Source organism: Mesorhizobium sp. WSM4817 (assembly GCF_055811135.1).
Genome location: NZ_JBVVQQ010000003.1, coordinates 394,378 through 411,640, shown reverse-complemented (window position 1 = coordinate 411,640; position 17,263 = coordinate 394,378). Strand labels below are relative to the sequence as shown.

At 63.5% G+C, this 17,263-nt stretch carries 14 protein-coding genes and 1 pseudogene; 11 read left to right on the top strand and 4 right to left on the bottom strand.

Going from position 1 to position 17,263, the window contains the following annotated elements:
• The first annotated feature begins 2 nt into the window (after positions 1-2).
• The 6 genes from AC0L2K_RS06810 to AC0L2K_RS06785 are packed head-to-tail and all read left to right on the top strand — an operon-like array spanning position 3 to position 7,241.
• Entirely contained in the window at positions 3-902 is a 900-nt protein-coding gene (locus AC0L2K_RS06810; protein WP_473530979.1) for an ABC transporter permease, read from the top strand.
• A complete protein-coding gene (locus tag AC0L2K_RS06805) occupies positions 899-2,005 on the top strand; it encodes an ABC transporter ATP-binding protein (protein ID WP_473530940.1) in 1,107 nt (368 codons plus the stop codon). The genes AC0L2K_RS06810 and AC0L2K_RS06805 overlap by 4 nt, the downstream gene beginning before the upstream one ends.
• A gap of 13 nt (positions 2,006-2,018) precedes the next feature.
• A complete protein-coding gene (locus AC0L2K_RS06800; RefSeq protein ID WP_023800427.1) occupies positions 2,019-2,507 on the top strand; it encodes a (2Fe-2S)-binding protein in 489 nt (162 codons plus the stop codon).
• Positions 2,508-2,509: 2 nt separating this feature from the next.
• Complete coding sequence (locus tag AC0L2K_RS06795; protein WP_128167606.1) at positions 2,510-4,897, top strand: xanthine dehydrogenase family protein molybdopterin-binding subunit; 2,388 nt, start codon at positions 2,510-2,512, stop codon at positions 4,895-4,897.
• 10 nt (positions 4,898-4,907) lie between these two features.
• On the top strand, positions 4,908-5,729 hold the full coding sequence (locus AC0L2K_RS06790; RefSeq protein ID WP_473530939.1) for an FAD binding domain-containing protein: 822 nt from the start codon (positions 4,908-4,910) through the stop codon (positions 5,727-5,729).
• 48 nt (positions 5,730-5,777) lie between these two features.
• Positions 5,778-7,241: an amidase gene (locus AC0L2K_RS06785; protein WP_023800430.1), complete on the top strand. Its 1,464-nt coding sequence runs from the start codon at positions 5,778-5,780 to the stop codon at positions 7,239-7,241.
• Here the strand turns inward: AC0L2K_RS06785 and AC0L2K_RS06780 are convergent.
• The 3 genes from AC0L2K_RS06780 to AC0L2K_RS06770 all read right to left on the bottom strand — a co-directional run bounded on the left by AC0L2K_RS06780 (position 7,228) and on the right by AC0L2K_RS06770 (position 10,086).
• On the bottom strand, positions 7,228-8,157 hold the full coding sequence (locus AC0L2K_RS06780) for a LysR substrate-binding domain-containing protein (protein ID WP_023800431.1): 930 nt from the start codon (positions 8,155-8,157) through the stop codon (positions 7,228-7,230). The two genes, AC0L2K_RS06785 and AC0L2K_RS06780, sit on opposite strands and share 14 nt — an antisense overlap.
• Before the next feature lie 150 nt (positions 8,158-8,307).
• On the bottom strand, positions 8,308-9,207 hold the full coding sequence (locus AC0L2K_RS06775; RefSeq protein WP_023800432.1) for a proline iminopeptidase-family hydrolase: 900 nt from the start codon (positions 9,205-9,207) through the stop codon (positions 8,308-8,310).
• 153 nt (positions 9,208-9,360) lie between these two features.
• Positions 9,361-10,086 (bottom strand): LuxR family transcriptional regulator, encoded by a 726-nt coding sequence (locus AC0L2K_RS06770; RefSeq protein ID WP_287171679.1) that lies wholly within the window; start codon positions 10,084-10,086, stop codon positions 9,361-9,363.
• Between the two features lie 299 nt (positions 10,087-10,385).
• Here AC0L2K_RS06770 and AC0L2K_RS06765 point away from each other — a divergent pair, with 299 nt between their 5' ends.
• The 5 genes from AC0L2K_RS06765 to AC0L2K_RS06745 all read left to right on the top strand — a co-directional run bounded on the left by AC0L2K_RS06765 (position 10,386) and on the right by AC0L2K_RS06745 (position 16,184).
• The gene (locus tag AC0L2K_RS06765) at positions 10,386-12,059 is read left to right on the top strand and encodes an ABC transporter substrate-binding protein (protein WP_473530938.1); all 1,674 of its coding nucleotides are present in this window, start codon (positions 10,386-10,388) and stop codon (positions 12,057-12,059) included.
• 121 nt (positions 12,060-12,180) lie between these two features.
• The gene (locus AC0L2K_RS06760; protein ID WP_287226308.1) at positions 12,181-13,209 is read left to right on the top strand and encodes an ABC transporter permease; all 1,029 of its coding nucleotides are present in this window, start codon (positions 12,181-12,183) and stop codon (positions 13,207-13,209) included.
• A gap of 11 nt (positions 13,210-13,220) precedes the next feature.
• A complete protein-coding gene (locus tag AC0L2K_RS06755; protein WP_287171680.1) occupies positions 13,221-14,183 on the top strand; it encodes an ABC transporter permease in 963 nt (320 codons plus the stop codon).
• Positions 14,173-15,195 carry an ABC transporter ATP-binding protein gene (locus AC0L2K_RS06750; protein ID WP_128171846.1) on the top strand — a complete coding sequence of 341 codons (1,023 nt, stop codon included), beginning with the start codon at positions 14,173-14,175 and terminating at the stop codon, positions 15,193-15,195. Before AC0L2K_RS06755 ends, AC0L2K_RS06750 begins: the two co-directional genes overlap by 11 nt.
• Positions 15,192-16,184, top strand: a complete 993-nt coding sequence (locus AC0L2K_RS06745; protein ID WP_473530937.1) for an ABC transporter ATP-binding protein — start codon at positions 15,192-15,194, stop codon at positions 16,182-16,184. The genes AC0L2K_RS06750 and AC0L2K_RS06745 overlap by 4 nt, the downstream gene beginning before the upstream one ends.
• A gap of 53 nt (positions 16,185-16,237) precedes the next feature.
• On the opposite strand, the pseudogene AC0L2K_RS06740 reads toward AC0L2K_RS06745, so the two are convergent.
• Positions 16,238-17,133, bottom strand: a pseudogene (locus AC0L2K_RS06740) (arginase family protein).
• Positions 17,134-17,263: the final 130 nt, after the last annotated feature.

The following is a 17,263-nucleotide window of genomic DNA, read 5'->3' as shown; positions in this document are numbered from 1 at the left end:
GCATGGCCCCGACCATCGCCGCAAGCGTGCCGGCGCACAGGAGCCGGGCGATTGCCCCGGCCAGTGGACGCCGGCCGTGGACCTTCTATGTGCTTGCCACCCTGTTCACGCTCTACCTGGTGGCGCTCTACGGTCCGATGGCCTGCATCTATATTCTTTCCTTCCAGGATCTGCGCGGCGGGCTGGTCTTCCCGATCAAGGGTCTCTCGCTGCACTGGTTCGTCGACCTGTTCACGCAGGTCCGCACCGGCGACGTCAAGGGCTCCTTCGAGCGCTCGTTCGAGCTTGCGATCGTGGTCACGGTGCTGACCGTGGTCGTATCCTTCCTGGCCGGACTTGGCTTTCGCAAACGCTTCGACGGTGACACGACCGTCTTCTATTTGATGATCGGCAGCCTGGTCGCTCCCGGCCTGGTGCTCGGCATCGGCGTCGGACTCATCTTCAACTCGGTCGGTATCGAGGCAAGCCTGTTCACCTCGGCGCTTGGTGCGCAGCTTTCATGGACGTTGCCTTTTGGCGTGCTCGTCATGTTCGCCGTCATGTCGCGCTTCGACCATGCCTGGGAAGAAGCGGCGCGCGACCTTGGCGCCTCGCCCTGGCAGGCGATCCGGCTCGTCGTGATCCCGGTGCTGGCGCCCGGCCTTGTCGCCGTCGCGCTGTTCGGCTTCACGCTCTCCTATGACGAATTTGCCCGGACGCTGCAGACCGCCGGCTCGCTCAATACACTGCCCCTGGAGATCTGGAGCATGACGCTGAACATCACTTCGCCGGCACTCTATGCGCTTGGCACCGTCACCACGATCGTCTCTTTTCTCGTCATCGGGGCAAGTCTGGGCACGATCGCCTTCATCCAGAAGCGGCGCAGGAGCCACCCGCCCGTTCTCGTGGGAGCCGGCGCATGACGGTCGGCATGGGTCATATTGAGATCGCCGGCGTCGCCAAGAGCTATGACGGCTTCAGCTATGCGGTCGACGGCGTCAATCTGAAAATTCCGGACGGCGCCTATTGCTGCATTCTCGGCCCTTCGGGCTGCGGCAAGACCACGATCCTGCGTATGATCGCCGGCCACGAGGATCCGACCGTTGGCGAGATCCTGATTGGCGGCGAAAGTGTCGTCGGCCTGCCACCGGTCGAGCGCCGTACGGCGATGATGTTCCAGTCCTACGCGCTGTTTCCGCATCTGACGGTTCGCGACAACATAGCCTTCGCGCCCAGGGTCCGTGGGCTCTCGAAGACCGAGCGCTACGCCAGGACTGACGCCATGATCGAGAAGGTACGGCTGGCCGAGTGTGCCAACCGTCTCCCGGCGCAGCTTTCCGGCGGTCAGCAGCAGCGCGTGGCGCTCGCCCGCGCTGCCATTACCGAACCACGGGTGTTGCTGCTCGATGAGCCGCTTTCGGCGCTCGACGAGCATCTCCGCATCAGGATGCGCGCCGAGCTGAGACGCATGCAGCGCGAACTCGGCATCACCTTCGTCCATGTCACGCATACGCAGCTCGAGGCCATCGCGCTCGCCGACATGGTCGTCGTCATGGAAAACGGCAAGATCAAGCAGTCTGGTCCGGCGCGTGAAATCTATGCTGCGCCGAAGGATCGCTACGTCGCGGAATTCCTTGGTGGGCAGAATGTGCTCAGTGGCAAGGTCGGCAGGATTAATGGCACGCGCGCTATGATCGCGAGCCCTGAAATCAACGGCATTACGATTCCGATGCGCGCCGGCGTCCGGCTGGAGGCCGGCCAGGCGATCGACATCGCGGTGCGGCGCGACGACGTCGAACTGTTCCGCACGGGCACAACGCTCTCCGAGCAGGACATGGCTTCGGTGCCGGCGACGATCCTCGGCATCGAATACCAGGGCAATTTCGTCAAGGTGATGCTGGACGCTGCGGGCGAGGAGGAATTCGTCGCCTATGTGCCGGAACGCCGCTTTTTCGAGAATCCATTCGACGTCGGCGATAGCGTCCTTGCCGCATGGCTGATCGACCGCGCGCATTTGCTTGCCTAGCCCGGAGCACACCATGGAAATCAATCTCACGCTCAATGCACGCCCGGTCAGCGTATCGATCGATCCGGCGATGCTGCTGGTCGATCTCCTGCGCGAGCAGCTCTCGCTCACCGGAACTCACATTGGCTGCGACACCAGCCAATGCGGTGCCTGCGTGGTGCATCTCAACGGCGAGTCGGTGAAAAGCTGTACCATGCTGGCAGTCTCGGCAGATGGCGGTTCAGTAGCGACGGTTGAAGGCCTGGCGGGCGCCGGACAGGCGAAGCTGCATCCGATGCAGCAGGCCTTCCATGAAAACCACGGGCTGCAATGCGGCTTCTGCACGCCGGGGATGTTGATGAGCGCGGTCGACCTTGTCGGACGCAATCCCGACCCAACCGAAACGGAGGTGCGCGATTGGCTGGAGGGCAATCTCTGCCGCTGCACGGGCTACCACAACATCGTCAAATCGGTGATCGCCGGCGCCGCCGCCATGCGCGCGGGCAAAGTGAGGGGCTCATGAACATGTCAAAAGTGGTTGGCATCGGCGCGGCGCCGAAGCGCAAGGAGGATCTGCGCTTCGTCACCGGGCGCGGAAACTATGTCGCCGATATCAAGCGGCCGGGCATGCTTTTTGGCGCGTTCCTGCGCTCGCCGCATGCGCACGCCCGGCTTGGAGAGATCGATGCAACTGCCGCCCGCGCCATGCCGGGCGTGGCGGCGATCTATACCGGCGAAGACCTGAAAGCCGACAATGTCGGCGGGCTGCCGGTCGGCTGGGGCATCCACGGCAAGGACGGCATGCCGATGAAGGAGCCGCCGCACCCGCCGATCGCTCATGGCAAGGTGCGGCACGTCGGCGATGCCGTCGCCTTCGTCGTGGCGCAATCACTGGAGCAGGCGCGCGCCGCGGTCGAGGCGATCGAGGTCGAGTACGAGATCCTGCCTGCCGTGGTCGGCGTGGTCGACGCGTTGCAGCCGGGTGCGCCCGCCGTCTACGACGACATTCCCGACAATCTGTGCTGCGACTGGGAGCTGGGCGATGCCGCTGCCGTGGAGGTCGCGTTCGCCGACGCGGCACATGTCGCCAGCATCGAACTCGTCAACAACCGCCTAATCGGCAATCCAATGGAGCCGCGTGCGGCGATCGGGGAATATGATTTCGCGACCGGCCAGCACACGCTGTGGACGACGAGCCAATTTCCGCACGTGGTCCGCTTCCTGATGGGTGAATTGGTGCTCCACATTCCTCAGCACAAATTGCGTGTCGTGGCGCCCGATGTCGGCGGCGGCTTCGGTGTCAAGCAGTTCCACTATGCCGAGGAAGCCGTCGTCACCTGGGCCGCCGCAAAGCTCGGGCAACCCGTCAAGTGGGTTTGCGAGAGATCGGAAGGCTTCGTCTCAGACGCCCAAGGCCGCGATCATTTCACCGAGGCCGAGCTGGCACTCGACGAGAGTGGCAAGTTTCTCGGACTCAGGGTGCGCACACTCGCCAACATGGGTGGCTATCTCTCGACCTTCGGACCAAACATCCCGACCAACCTTTACGCACCGCTGCTATCGGGCGTCTATCGTATGCCGGCTATACATTGCTCGGTGAAGGTGGTCTTCACCAACACCGTTCCTGTGGATGCCTATCGCGGCGCCGGACGGCCAGAGGCGACCTTCGTGCTGGAACGACTGGTCGACGTCGCGGCGATCGAGATGGGCATCGACAAGCGCGCGATCCGCCGCCGCAACATGATCCCGACCGAGGCCTATCCCTACCAGACGCCGGTCATCGTCGAATATGACAGCGGCGATCCGCTGGGCTGCCTCGACAGGGCCGAGAAGCTCGCCGATGCGGATGGCTTCGAGCAGAGGCGGCTGGAATCGGCGGGCCGCGGCAAATATCGCGGCCTCGGCCTGTCCACCTATGTCGAGGCTTGCGGATTGGCGCCATCGCGATTGGCCGGTAGCCTCGGCGCACGTGGCGGGCTTTACGAAAGCGCGACGGTGCGCGTGCACCCGACCGGCGCGGTCACTGTGCTGATCGGCACCCACAATCATGGCCAGGGCCACGAAACGACGTTCGCGCAGATCGTCTCGGATCGTCTCGGCGTGCCGTTCGAAGACATCGACATCGTCTGCGGCGACACCGCCAAGGTGCAGTTCGGGATGGGCACCTACGGCTCGCGCTCGCTTGTGGTCGGCGGAGCGGCGCTCTCGAAAGCCGCCGACAAGGTGGTCCTGAAGGGGCGCAAGATCGCCGCGCACCAACTCGAGGCCGATCTTGAGGATATCATGTTCGACGCGGGAGAGTTTTCGGTCGCCGGAACCGATCGCAAGAAAACGTTCACGGAGATCGCCGGCGCGGCCTATGTGCCCTTCGACTATCCGCTGGAAACCCTTGAGCCCGGCCTCGAGGAGCAGTCCTACTACGACCCGGTCAACTTCACCTATCCTGGTGGCGCGCATTTCGCCGAGGTCGAAATCGATCCCGATACCGGCATGGTGACGCTGGAGCGCTACACCGCCGTCGATGATGTCGGCACGATCATCAATCCGATGATCGTCGAGGGCCAGTTGCAGGGCGGTATCGTACAGGGTGTCGGCCAGGCGCTGTTCGAGCACGGTGTCTACGATGAAAGCTCCGGACAACTGCTCTCCGGGTCCTTCATGGACTACTGTATGCCGCGTGCCGACAATTTTCCGGCGATAGTCGTTGCCCCGCATTCAACGACATGCACCCACACGCCGATGGGCGTGAAGGGATGTGGCGAATGCGGCACTATCGGTTCGCCGGCTGCCGTTATCAACGCAGTGGTCGACGCCCTGCAGCCCCTGGGCGTCACCCATGTCGACATGCCTGCGACGCCAAACAAGATTTGGAACATCATCCGCAATTCGCGCGCCGCGCTCGCAGCCGAATAAGGGGGCTTCGATGAAATCCTTCGACTATCTGAAGCCTGCAACGACCGTGGCAGCGGCTGCCCTGCTTGCCGAGCATGACGACGCCAAGATCCTAGCTGGCGGCATGACCTTGCTGCCCACCATGAAGCAAAGCCTAGCCGCGCCCGTCGCGATCATCGATCTTTCGGCGGTCGCAGCACTTCGCGAGATAGCGTTCGATGAAGGCGTTCTGGTCATCGGCGCGATGGCTCGCCATTGCGACGTCGCCTCCTCAGCGCTGGTGCGGACACATATACCTGGACTGGCTTCGCTCGCCGCGCACATCGGCGATCCGCAAGTCCGCCATCGTGGCACGATCGGCGGCTCGGCCGCCAACAACGATCCAGCCGCCGACTATCCTGCGGCGATCCTCGCTCTTGATGCAACCGTGATCACGATCGAACGGACGATCCCCGCCAACGCGTTCTTCGTCGATATGTTCGAGACTGCGCTCGAAGCTGGCGAAATCGTCACCGGTTTCCGCGTCCCGGTTCCCGACATGGCGGCGTATGCGAAATTCCGCAGTCCTGCATCGCGCTATGCGATTGTCGGCGTGTTCGTCGCACGAACGGCCGGAAAGGTGCGCGTCGCGGTCACCGGTGCAGCCTCGTCGGTGTTCAGGGCAACCGACATCGAAACGGCGCTGCAGGAGCGGTTCGATCCGGATGCGCTGAGCCGCGTGTCATTGGATCCGTCGGGATTGAATTCGGACATCCATGCGGATCGGGAATATCGCGCCAATCTCGTAATGGTCATGGCGCGACGCGCGGTCGCCGCAGCGCTCCGGAATGCCGACGAAAGTGCAACAAAATAGCGGTCGGCCGGCGTGGTTCGGCCGCGCGAGTCCGGCCCGGGAGGGCTCATGACCATGATTCCAGTCAATGTCGGCGTAGCCAGTGCGCCGGGCGATCTTGCGCGTCTCTCTGCCGTCGACATGGTCGCCGGCTACAGGGCGGGCCGTTTCGACCCCGTTGATGTGATCGAAGACACGGTGTGTGCGCTCCGCCGCACGGATGCGGTCTGCAATATCGTTGTGACTGATCTCTACGAAGAGGCTGTTTCCGCAGCCAAGGTGATCGCGCAGCGTTACCGAAAAAGCGCCGAAACCCGCCCGCTGGCAGGGGTTCCCGTCACCGTCAAGGATCTCATCTTCGTCGCCGGCAAGCCGGCGAAGGCGGGCGCGCCCTCATTTGCCGGCTTCGTGCCGCCAGTCGATGCCCATGTCGTGCGCCGTCTACGCGACGCCGGCGCCATCGTAACCTGCAAAACGACCACCTGCGAATCCGGTTACAAGCTCACTGCCGACAGTCCCGTCAGCGGCATAACCCGCAATCCCTGGTCGCTGGAGCGAACCAGCGGCGGCTCCAGCGGAGGTGCTGCTGCGGGCGTCGCCGCCGGCTGCGGTCCTCTGGCAATTGGAACCGATGGCGTCGGCTCGATCCGCGTACCTGCTTCCTTCTGCGGGGTCTTCGGCCTTAAACCGACTTACGGCCTCGTTTCGCGCGCGCCCGGCTTCTTTCCGCCATCATGGGGATCGCTCGCGCACACCGGTCCAATAGCGCGCACGGTTGCGGACGCTGCTCTGCTGCTCGAGACAATAGCGGGCTATGATGTGCGCGACGCCGCCTCGCTCGCCCTGAAGCCGCAGGAGTACTCCAGGATTCCGCCATCGGTCATGGGTCTGCGCGTCGCTTTTTCGGTCGATTTCGGGTATGCGCCGGTCGATCCGCAAGTGCGTGCGGCGTTCGCCACCGCACTCGACATTCTGGCCTCCGCCGGCGCCAACCTCGTCGAGGTTCCCTTCGCCCTCGACCCGGATATTCTCGACAGGGTGCTCAATCCGATCGCCTTCACTGAACAAGCGGCATCGGTTGGTGATCGCGGCGCGGAAGCATTTCTCGACTCGGACGAGGAGTTCCGCGCCGTTCTTGACAAAGGCCTCACCTACAGCGGCGCTGATTACATGGAGGCGACGCATCTGCGCTCCCGGCTCCGGAACCAATTCGTCGAACTGTTCCGCACCGTCGACGTGATGCTTACGCCGACAGTTGCGGTTACCGCCTTCGCGGCCGGCACGCTCGGCACGTCCTGCATCGACGGGCATCCGGTCGACGCGCATCTGGGCTGGTCGCCTTTCACGTGGCCGGTCAATCTGTGCGGCCTGCCGGCCGCGACGGTCCCGTGCGGACGTGATTCTTCGGGCCTGCCGATCGGCGTTCAGATGATCGCACCATGGATGCGCGAGACTTCCATCATCGCTCTCGCGGGAGCCTTTGAGGAAGTGCGACCCTGGACGGAGGAATGGCCGCCGCTCAACCTTCGTTGAGCGGCCTTTCGGATTCGGGTTCGCGCATGTCCGGCATCACCACAGCGCCGATCTCCCGGTTAATATCGAGGTAGTGCGACAGGTAGTCATAGAGCGCCTTGGCCGCCGGCTTGGTCGTGCCCTGCGCCTTGTAAAGCAGCAGGTCAACTTTGGGCAGCGTGGGAAAGTCGCCGCTAGCCACGATCTCGCGCATGCCCGAAACGAGTGCGCTGCGGCCGAGCACGGTTACGGCCATGCCTGAAAACACCGCCGCCTGGAGCCCGCTGACACTCTCGCTCACGCAGGCGATCCGCCATGAGCGGCCCGCCACTTCGAGGTGCTCTATCGCATGATCGCGATAGATGTTGCCCGGCGGAAGCAGCGCCAGAGGCAGAGGTGTCTCGGTATGCGCCGTCGAGTGTTCTCCGGTGATCCAGACGAGCTGTTCCTGACGCACCACTCGCCCGCCGATGAAGTCGTTCATCCGCGTGACCAGCGCGATGTCGATTTCGCCGCGATGGACCTGTCCGACCAGCGGCGTCGACAGCGAGCAGTGAAGCTGGACCTGGACGCGCGGGAAGGCACGCTGGAATACCGCAAGGATCGACGGCAACAAATAGGCCGCGTAGAGGTCGGGGGTGCCGAGGATCACCTGACCTTCGATATCGGGCGATGAGAGGCGCGAGAGCAGTTCGTCGTGCAGACGCAGGATCGAATTTGCATAAGAAAGCACCAGTCTGCCATCGGAAGTGAGCACCATTTTGCGCCCATCGTGACGGAACAGATTGCAGCCGCAGATCACGTCGAGCCGCTGTAGCTGCAGGGTAATGGCGGGCTGCGAGCGGCTGAGGCGCCGCGCCGTCTCAGTAATGCTGCCGGTTTCCGCGACGCACTGCAGCGATCGGAGCATTCTTATGTCGACGCTGATGAGGTTCATATGTTCGAGCCAGATCCGATGCGGCCGGTCTAACTACGCAAGATTCATTCCAGCCGACCTTCGGCGCAGTTTTGTGCTCCGTCGCGCAACTCGATTGGCTAAGCCCGGCACGATAAGCTTGTGCAAAGACAGGCTGCTGTGGGGCAGGCCTCAATCGTATTTGGCCACAAAGCGTCCAACGGCGGCGAGGCAATCGTCCTTCTCCTCGACATGCGGCATGTGGCTGGAATTTGGGAAGACCATGCCTTCGACGTCGGGAATATGATCGAGAAAGGGCTGGACGCAGGCTTCGGTCGCTTCGTCGTAAAATCCGCGGAACGCCAGCGTCGGCGCCTCGATCAGATGCAGGCGCTCGACGATGGTCCAGTTCCGCATCGTGCCGATGACGTGGAATTCATTGGGTCCGTTCATGGTGTGATAAACCGTCGGATCCGCGTCGATTGCCGCGAATGTCCGGGCGACCTCCCGCGGCGTTGGAAGGACACGGCAGACGTGGCGGTCATAGAAGGCTTTGGTTGCCGCAACATAATCCGGGTGATCGGTGGTCCCGGCTGCCTCGTGCCGGTCAAGCGCGAGTTGCACATCGGCCGGCAGCCCGGCCCGCAATTGCAGCGCGCCTTCCATCCATAGCGCCATTGAGGCCAGCGAATTGGCCAGGATCAACGCCTTGAGCCCGGCAGGGCGTCGCACGGCATGTTCGGCCGAAAGTATGCCGCCCCAGGACTGGCCGAGCAGGGCGTAACGCTCGGCAATGCCAATGTGAGCGAGCAGCGCATCGAGTTCGCCCAAAAAGAAATCGACGGTCCAGAAGTCGCCGCCCTTGTCGGGCAGATGGGTCGACTTGCCGTTGCCGATCTGATCGTAGTGGATGACGGCCCGCCCGGTATCGGCAAGCTCCCTGAATGAATCGACGTAGTCGTGGGTGCAGCCCGGCCCGCCGTGAGCGACGACCAATGGCAGCTTGCCCGAGTTGAGATCTCCGATCACGCGATACCAGGTGCGGTAGCCCCTGTAGTCGCTGAATCCTTCGGTGGTCGCATGTGCCGTCACAGTTCCAAGCTCCGGGTCCTGGCTGGCAGGAACCAAAGTGACGGACCCTCCCAAGCCTTGTTTGCGGCCGACGGTACTAAGCGGCCCGGCGCATTTACAGCTAGCACTATTTATAGGTTTGCCCTGGCGGGAGGAGCCCTCAGGCGGAGAGCCTCAATGCTCCGGCTCGAGCAGCCGGTAGTGGGCAGCCAGCGCGATGGCGTGGAAGCGGTTGCGCGCGCCAAGCTTGCGTGTCGCCGCGTTGAGATGCAGCGTTGCTGTCGGCACCGCGCGGCCAATCTCGCGCGCGACCTGCTTGGCCGTCAGTCCGGCGGCGGCGAGGCGCAGGCACTGGCGCTCGCGCGACGTCAGGTGGACGTATGGGCAGGTGCGGATGCCGGCATCGAAACCGGCGTAGACGGAGTCGTGCAAGAGATGGCCCAGATCGCCGATTTCGGCGATTAACTGCCTTGCTTCGGCCTCGAACCCTGGCTCTGGGTCGGCGCGGATCGCGGTGAAGGTGGCCAGATCCCCACCGGCAAGACGGATGGGCACGGTGACGCCGCAGGTCATCCTGGTATCGAGCAGATAGCTGATCACCGGATCATGCCTGGACCGAAGCACATGCTGCATGACGGTGCTCTGAACGCCCTTGTGCGACCAGAGGAACGGCCTCGATACGGCGAGCGCGGCTTCCTGCACCGGGTCAAGCTGATAATAGCCGCCTTTGCACCAGAGATCCTGCATGTCGCGCGGCACGTTGTGCAGAGCCATCAGCGACGGGGTGATCAGGTCGCCCTCATGGCTGACCGGCACGGGCGTATAGTCATAGATGAATGAGGTGAAACCGACGGGCTCCAGCACATCGGTCGCCACCGCCATGGCGGCGTCGATGCTCATTCCCGTTCGGAACCGGCTCTCTAGATCGCCTGAAAAGCCCTGCATGCGACAAGCTTACCCGCTGGCCATTGCTTGTCAAATAGCCATGTCACCCGCGTGCCCAATAAATAGGCTTAAGGCTGGCCTCTCCGACCTATCTATCTTAATAGCTATCCTGCTCGGCTTCGCTGGTCGTAGTCTTTTGCGATTGGGCGAAGGTGCGGAGACCACCCGCGACCCAGATCATTTCCAGCCACGCCGCGGTCGTCGATTGCGTATAGCGTGGCCAGTCGACACGCTTTCCACGAGGAAACACAGCCATGCGACCCCAAAAGGCACTTGCAGCGTTGATACCCGGCCTGGCTCTGCTCGGCATGACGATCGTGTCGCCGCCGAGCAGTGCCTTGGCCGCGGAAGGCAAGCTTGGCGGCACGCTCCGCTTGCTGGCCAACGCCGCTGCCGGCACCGCCGATCCGCATATCAATTACACGCTGCAGTTTTTCCAGATGAACTATATTCTCTACGATGGTCTGGTGACCTACAAAAAGGCCGGGGACAAGACCGGCTTCGAGGTGGTCGCGGACCTTGCCGAAACCCTGCCGAAGGTCGAAAACGGCGGCAAGACCTACGTCTTCAAGCTGCGCAAAGGCATCAAGTTCGCCGACGGCTCGGACGTCACCAGCAAGGATGTGGTGGCTTCGTTCCAGCGCATCTTCAAGATCAGCGGGCCGACGGCCGGGACCTTCTACAACGGCATCGTCGGCGCCGATGCGTGTTTGAAAACCCCGGCGACATGCACCCTCGATGGCGGCCTGTCGGTTGACGACGCAGCCGGAACGATCACCTTCAACCTGGTCCAGCCGGATGCCGAGTTCCTGCAGAAGATCGCCATTCCGCACGCGGCGATCCTGCCGGCGGGCGCGCCGCTCAAGGATGCCGGCACTGATCCGATCCCGGGCACTGGGCCCTACATGATCGCGAGCTATGATCCGAACAAGCTGATGAAAATGGTGCGCAATCCTCACTTCAAGGAATGGAGCAAGGAAGCCCAGCCGGCAGGGTATCCCGACGAGATCGACTATGAATTCGGCCTCACCGACGAAGCGGCGGTGACGGCGGTCGAGAACGGGCAGGCGGACTGGATGTTCGATCCGCCGCCGGCGGACCGTCTTGGCGAACTCGGCACCAAATATGCCAAGCAGGTCACGGTGCATCCGCTGATGGCGATGTGGTATGCGCCGATGAACAACAATCTGGCGCCGTTCAACGACATCCGTGTTCGCCAGGCGGTGAACTTCGCCATCGACCGCGCCGCGATCATCAAGCTCTTTGGCGGCAGCAATCTGGCACAGCCGGCTTGCCAGATCCTGCCGCCGGGCTTCCCGTCATTCGCGCCTTATTGCCCATTCACCGCCAATCCGGGCGAAAAGTGGTCGGCGCCGGATATGGACAAGGCCAAACAACTGGTTGCTGAATCGGGAACTGCTGGTCAGGAGGTGACGATCATCACCGAGGACAGCAGCGTCTCGAAGTCGATCGGGGTCCATCTGCAGGACGTGCTCAACCAGCTCGGCTACAAGACATCGGTCAAGCCGATCTCGCAGAACATCCAGTTCACCTATATCCAGAACACCAACAACAAGGTGCAGATCTCGGTCTCGCAATGGTTCCAGGATTACCCGGCGCCATCCAATTTTCTGGAAGTGCTGTTCAGCTGTGCCTCATTCACGCCGGGCTCGGACGCCTCGGTCAACATTTCCGGGTTCTGCGACAAATCGATCGACGCGTCGATGGCCGAAGCAGAGACAGCCACCATCGCCGACCCAGCCAAGGGCGCAACACTCTGGACGGCCATCGACAAGGCGGTGACGGACAAGGCCCCGGTCGCTGTTTTGTTCACACCCAAGCGGGTCGATGTCGTCTCTTCCAGGCTGAAGAACTTCACCTTCAGCCCGCAATTCTACTGGATCGTCAGCCAGTCCTGGGTCGAATGATCCCCTCGAGCCAATGCGACGGAGTGCCACCGGCGCTCCGTCGCATTTCCTTTTCCGCCGGATCAGCGCATCTTCCAGGTCGAGATTTTTGCCAGGCAATCCCGTTTATGGTCCCCCGTTCATGGTCAATGTCATTGCGGACCAGCCTGCCGCCCCGGTCCGCCAGGCCGCCGCTGGCCCATGGCGCACGGCATGGCGCAAGCTTAAAGCCGATCGTTCGGCAATAGCGGCGTTCGGTGTGCTCGTCGTCATCGTCATCGCTTCGCTGGCGGCGCCGCTTTATGCGCAATACATCGCCCACACGGATCCTTTCGTAACCAATCTCAACGGCGAGATCGTCATCGATGGGGTGACCCAGCCGGTACTGCAGGCTTCCACCGAAGGCCTTGGCCTCGGCATGACGCCGATTGGGCCGACCTGGCGGATCGGGCCGTATCTGCTCGGCGCCGACAATCAGGGCCGTGACGTCGCGGCGCGACTGCTTTATGGCGGGCGGGATTCGCTGCTGATCTCGGGCGCTGCAGCTGTGCTGTGCCTCGTCCTGGCGACCTTTCTGGGGGTTGTTTCCGGGTTCTTCGGCGGCATTGTCGATGTCGGCCTGTCGCGCATTCTCGACGTGCTCTGGGCGTTCCCGGTTTTCCTGCTGGCGATTTCCCTGTCGATCGTGCTGATCGCGCAGAGCATCCAGATCGGTCCGTTCGAAATCCGCTCCGGCAGCCTGTGGCTGCCGATCTTCATCATCGGCATCGTCTATGTGCCCTATGTGGCACGGCCGATCCGTGGCCATGTCCTGACCTTGATGCAGGCCGAATTCGTCACCGCGGCGATCGGGCTTGGCGCGTCGCCCTGGCGCATCCTGCTGCGCGACATCATGCCAAATGTGGTGACGCGCATCATCGTTTTCGTGCCGTTGATCCTGGCACTCAACATGATGACCGAATCCTCACTGTCGTTTCTGTCGATCGGCGTGCAACCGCCGGACGCCAGTTGGGGCACGATCATCCAGGACGGTCAGGGCCTGCTCTATTCCAGGCCGATCGTGGCGCTGGCGCCCGGGCTTGCCATTGTCATCACCGTGCTGGCTCTCAACATTCTCGGCGACGGCGTGCGCGATGCGCTCGATCCGAAATCCTCGCCGAGGGGCATCTAGTGCTTGCCGCCATGAGTTTTCGGCTCGGCCAGATGGTGCTGGTCATGTTCGGCATCAGCGTCGTCGCTTTCCTGATCTTCTTCGCAACGCCCGGTGCCGATCCCTCGGCGCGCATTGCCGGCCGCAACGCGTCCCAGGAGACATTGGTCCAGGTCCGCCACGATTTCGGTCTCGATCGGCCATTGCCGGTGCAATACGGGCTGATGATGAACCGGCTTTTCGTCAGCCGCGACCTCACCTCCTTCGTCAATCGTGGGCAGCGCGTAATTCCCGCGGTGACAGCCGCCATTCCGGTTACGCTGTCGCTGGTCGGCGGCGCGGCGGTGCTGTGGGTGTTGGGCGGACTGATCGTCGGGGTGATCGCCGGGGCGACGCGCGGCACGTTTATCGACCGGGCGCTGATGATCCTGAGCCTGATTGGAGTGTCCGTTCCGGTCTTCTGGCTCGGCGAGGTCGCCAATCTGCTGACACAGAGCCGCTGGCATGACACCTGGCTGTTTTCTTGGGTTCCTCCGCTCGGCTACATCCCCCTGACACAGGACCCCTGGGGCTGGTTCAAGGCGCTCGTCATTCCGTGGTTCACGCTGGCGACGCTTTATGTCGGCCTTTACGGACGGGTGCTGAGGGCAAGTCTGATCGAGATGATGCAGGAGGATTTTATCCGCACCGCGCGGGCCAAGGGGATCGGCGAGCGGCGGGTTTTGCTGCATCACGGCCTCAGGACGTCACTGGTGGCATTCGTCACCATGTTCGGTCTCGATTTCGGTGCCTTGGTCGGCGGCGGCGCGCTGTTGACCGAAGTGGTCTTCGGGCTGCAGGGCGTCGGGAAATTGACCTATGAGGCACTGCAGACCCTCGACCTGCCGATGATCCTTGCCACGGTGATCTACGCCTCGTTTTTCGTGGTGATGGCAAACTTCGTCGTCGATGTCGTCTTCGTCTTTATCGACCCGAGGGCTCGCGATGTCCGTTAACGCTCCCCTTCTCGTCGTCGAGGGTCTCACCGTATCCTTCCGCAGCGACGCGGGGCTGGTGCGGGCTGTGGCAGGCGTCTCGTTTGCCGTCGAGCAGCGGGAGATCGTCGGTGTCGTCGGTGAGTCCGGTTCCGGCAAAAGCCAGACCTTGCTGGCCATCATGGGGCTGATCGACAGCCCCAATGCCGTCGTCTCCGGTTCAATCCGCTTCATGGGGCAGGAGCTCGTCGGGCTCAACCGGCGTGCGCTCGATGCCATTCGCGGCCGCCAGGTCGCGATGATCTTCCAGGATCCGATGTCGGCGCTCACCCCGGTGCATACGATCGGCAACCAGATCGGCGAGCAGGTGCGTGCGCATGAGAAAGTGTCGGCGCGGGCGGCGCGGGCGAGGGCGGTGCAGTTGCTGGATGCGGTCGGCATTGCCAATCCTGATCGGGTCGTCGACGGCTATCCGCACCAGCTCTCCGGCGGCATGCGCCAGCGTGCGGTGATTGCGATGGCGCTCTCGTGCAACCCGGCGCTGCTTGTCGCGGATGAACCGACCACGGCCCTGGACGTGACCGTGCAGGCGCAGATCCTCGAACTGATCGGACGGCTGCGCGATCAGTTCGGCTCGGCGGTGATCCTGGTCACACACGATCTTGGCGTCGTCGCCCAGGTCGCGGATCGGGTCTTGGTCATGTATGGCGGACGCTTCGTCGAGGAGGGCCGCAAGAGCAGCGTGTTCCGAACGCCGCTGCATCCCTACACATGGGGACTGTTCGGCTCGATCCCGCCGATGGATGGTGAGCGTCCGGTACGCCTCGCCGCGATTCCGGGAGCTCCGCCTTCCCTCTCCGACCTGCCGAAAGGCTGCGCCTTCGGTCCGCGCTGTGCCTTTCGCCACGATGCCTGCCTGGTCCAGCTCCCGACAATGCGTGGCGACGGCCATCGCGCCGCCTGCGTATTACCGGAAGCCAGACGCAAGCAATTCAACATCCACAAGGCTGTCGGCGTGGAAATGCAACGATGAGTGCTGCGCCACGCGAGCGCCCGCTACTTCGCGCCGGAGATCTTTCGAAGCATTATCACGTCGGCCGCTCGATTTTCCCGGCGCAGCGCCGGACGGTCCAGGCGGTCGACACGGTATCGCTCGACATCTGGCCCGGGGAAACGCTTGGCATCGTCGGGGAGTCAGGTTGCGGTAAATCCACTCTTGGCCGATGCCTGGTGCGTCTGACCGATATCACCTCCGGTTCTCTGGAGTTCGAGGGCCGCGACATTACCGACGCGTCCCAGCGTCAGCTCCGTCCGTTGCGGCGACAGATGCAGATGGTCTTTCAGGATCCGAGCGCCTCGCTCAATCCACGTCGGCGGGTGGGCGATCTGCTGGCCGATCCGTTCCGCATCCATGAGCGCATCTCGGCATCGGAAATGACGGACCGCGTCGCCGAGCTTCTGCGCCGGGTCGAATTGTCCCCCGAGCACGCGTCGCGCTATCCCCACGAATTCTCGGGCGGCCAGCGGCAGCGGATCGGCATTGCTCGCGCGCTGGCGCTCAGGCCAAGGCTGATCGTGGCCGACGAGCCGGTCTCGGCGCTCGACGTTTCGATCCAGGCCCAGATCGTCAATCTGCTGGCCGATCTGCGCGAGGAGTTCAACCTGACCTATGTATTCATCGCCCATGATCTATCCGTGGTGCGCCAGATTTCGACGCGCGTGGCCGTCATGTATCTGGGATCGGTCGTGGAGAGCGGGCCGACCGATCTGGTCTTTGCGGCGCCCAGGCACCACTACACCACGGCACTCCGTTCCGCGGTGCCGATACCCAGTATCGATCGGGCACGACGCGAGCGGCTTGTCCTGAAGGGTGACTTGCCGAGCCCGATGAACCCACCCTCCGGCTGCCGGTTTCACACCCGCTGCCTGGCTGCCACTTCCATGTGCCGCAACGAACGTCCGCTGCTGCAGAGCACGGGCGACGGTCGCCTGGTTGCTTGCCATCATCCGGGCGGCGGGTAAGGCGCGGTTGCGTGTGGCGGCGAAGTCGAAGCACAACGGTCTAGATTGCTCCCTCAAGCGGGCGCGGCTGTGCCGAGAGCTGCGGCCAGGACATCAGCGAGGCCACGGCCGGCGCTGCCGTCCTCGTCGAGGCGCGGATTGTAGATGGTGACCTCGATCCCGACCGCCTTGCCGCTCGCCAGGATGATGCGGAGCGCCGCCGACAGTTCGTCCCAAGACAGCCCGCCCGGTATGCGGAAATCGACCGCCGGCATGATCGCATCGTCGAGACAATCGGCGTCGAGATGGATGAAGAAGCCGTCGAGTTCCGCCCGCGTCAGGTGGCCAACGGCGGCCCGGGCGGCGGCTTCGACGCCCAGGCGGCGGATGGCGTGCAGATCGTAGGCCATGAACTCGGCTGGCAAAGGCTGGCTGCCGAATTCGGCCTGGTCCTCGTGGTCGCGAAATGCGAAGGCGACGACGTCCCCGGAGCGCACCAACGGGCGGCGGCCCTCCAGGTCGGTCAGCAGCGCCGGCCCGTAGCCGGTGACGAAGGCCAGCTCCATCGACGCGCCTTCGCTGTTGGGCTCCGCTTCCGGCTGGAAGAAATCGGCGTGGCCGTCGATGAAGAACAGGCCGTAGCGGCCGCGCCGGCGCAGCGCGAGCATCGGACCCAGCAGGATCGTACAGTCGCCGCCCAGCACCACCGGGAATTCGCGGGCGTGCAGCACCTCCTCCACGGCGTCGGCGAGCTTGGGTGACCACGCCGCGATCGCCTTGGCATTCAGCGTCAGGGTGGCAGGGTCGGGCTTCGGGTCTTCGGCGGGACGGCCAGCCGCCCGGCGCGGCGCGCATGGATGCGTTCGGCGAGGCCCAGTTCCAGCAGCCGACCGGGCAAGGCTTCAACGCCGTGGGTCGCCAGACCCAGCGAGGACGGCGCTTCAAGGATGGCATAGGGGCGGGTCGGCATCAGGTGCTCCCAGGTATCGCGAGTGAGAACCGGCGCAACGCCAGCGGTTTCCACTACTGAGCGCTGCTGCCGGTTTGACGGCCCCATAAGCGACGCTTTTGCAGCCAAAAAACTCGCCTCGCAGCCGGCG

Bases quoted from the DNA above. Each gene is read 5' to 3' on its own strand.
- AC0L2K_RS06780 (WP_023800431.1), bottom strand. From the start codon at position 8,157: ATGAACCTCATCAGCGTCGACATAAGAATGCTCCGATCGCTGCAGTGC.
- AC0L2K_RS06795 (WP_128167606.1), top strand. From the start codon at position 2,510: ATGTCAAAAGTGGTTGGCATCGGCGCGGCGCCGAAGCGCAAGGAGGAT.
- AC0L2K_RS06805 (WP_473530940.1), top strand. From the start codon at position 899: ATGACGGTCGGCATGGGTCATATTGAGATCGCCGGCGTCGCCAAGAGC.
- AC0L2K_RS06765 (WP_473530938.1), top strand. From the start codon at position 10,386: ATGCGACCCCAAAAGGCACTTGCAGCGTTGATACCCGGCCTGGCTCTG.
- AC0L2K_RS06745 (WP_473530937.1), top strand. From the start codon at position 15,192: ATGAGTGCTGCGCCACGCGAGCGCCCGCTACTTCGCGCCGGAGATCTT.
- AC0L2K_RS06800 (WP_023800427.1), top strand. From the start codon at position 2,019: ATGGAAATCAATCTCACGCTCAATGCACGCCCGGTCAGCGTATCGATC.
- AC0L2K_RS06755 (WP_287171680.1), top strand. From the start codon at position 13,221: ATGAGTTTTCGGCTCGGCCAGATGGTGCTGGTCATGTTCGGCATCAGC.
- AC0L2K_RS06785 (WP_023800430.1), top strand. From the start codon at position 5,778: ATGACCATGATTCCAGTCAATGTCGGCGTAGCCAGTGCGCCGGGCGAT.
- AC0L2K_RS06760 (WP_287226308.1), top strand. From the start codon at position 12,181: ATGGTCAATGTCATTGCGGACCAGCCTGCCGCCCCGGTCCGCCAGGCC.
- AC0L2K_RS06770 (WP_287171679.1), bottom strand. From the start codon at position 10,086: ATGAGCATCGACGCCGCCATGGCGGTGGCGACCGATGTGCTGGAGCCC.
- AC0L2K_RS06790 (WP_473530939.1), top strand. From the start codon at position 4,908: ATGAAATCCTTCGACTATCTGAAGCCTGCAACGACCGTGGCAGCGGCT.
- AC0L2K_RS06750 (WP_128171846.1), top strand. From the start codon at position 14,173: ATGTCCGTTAACGCTCCCCTTCTCGTCGTCGAGGGTCTCACCGTATCC.
- AC0L2K_RS06810 (WP_473530979.1), top strand. From the start codon at position 3: ATGGCCCCGACCATCGCCGCAAGCGTGCCGGCGCACAGGAGCCGGGCG.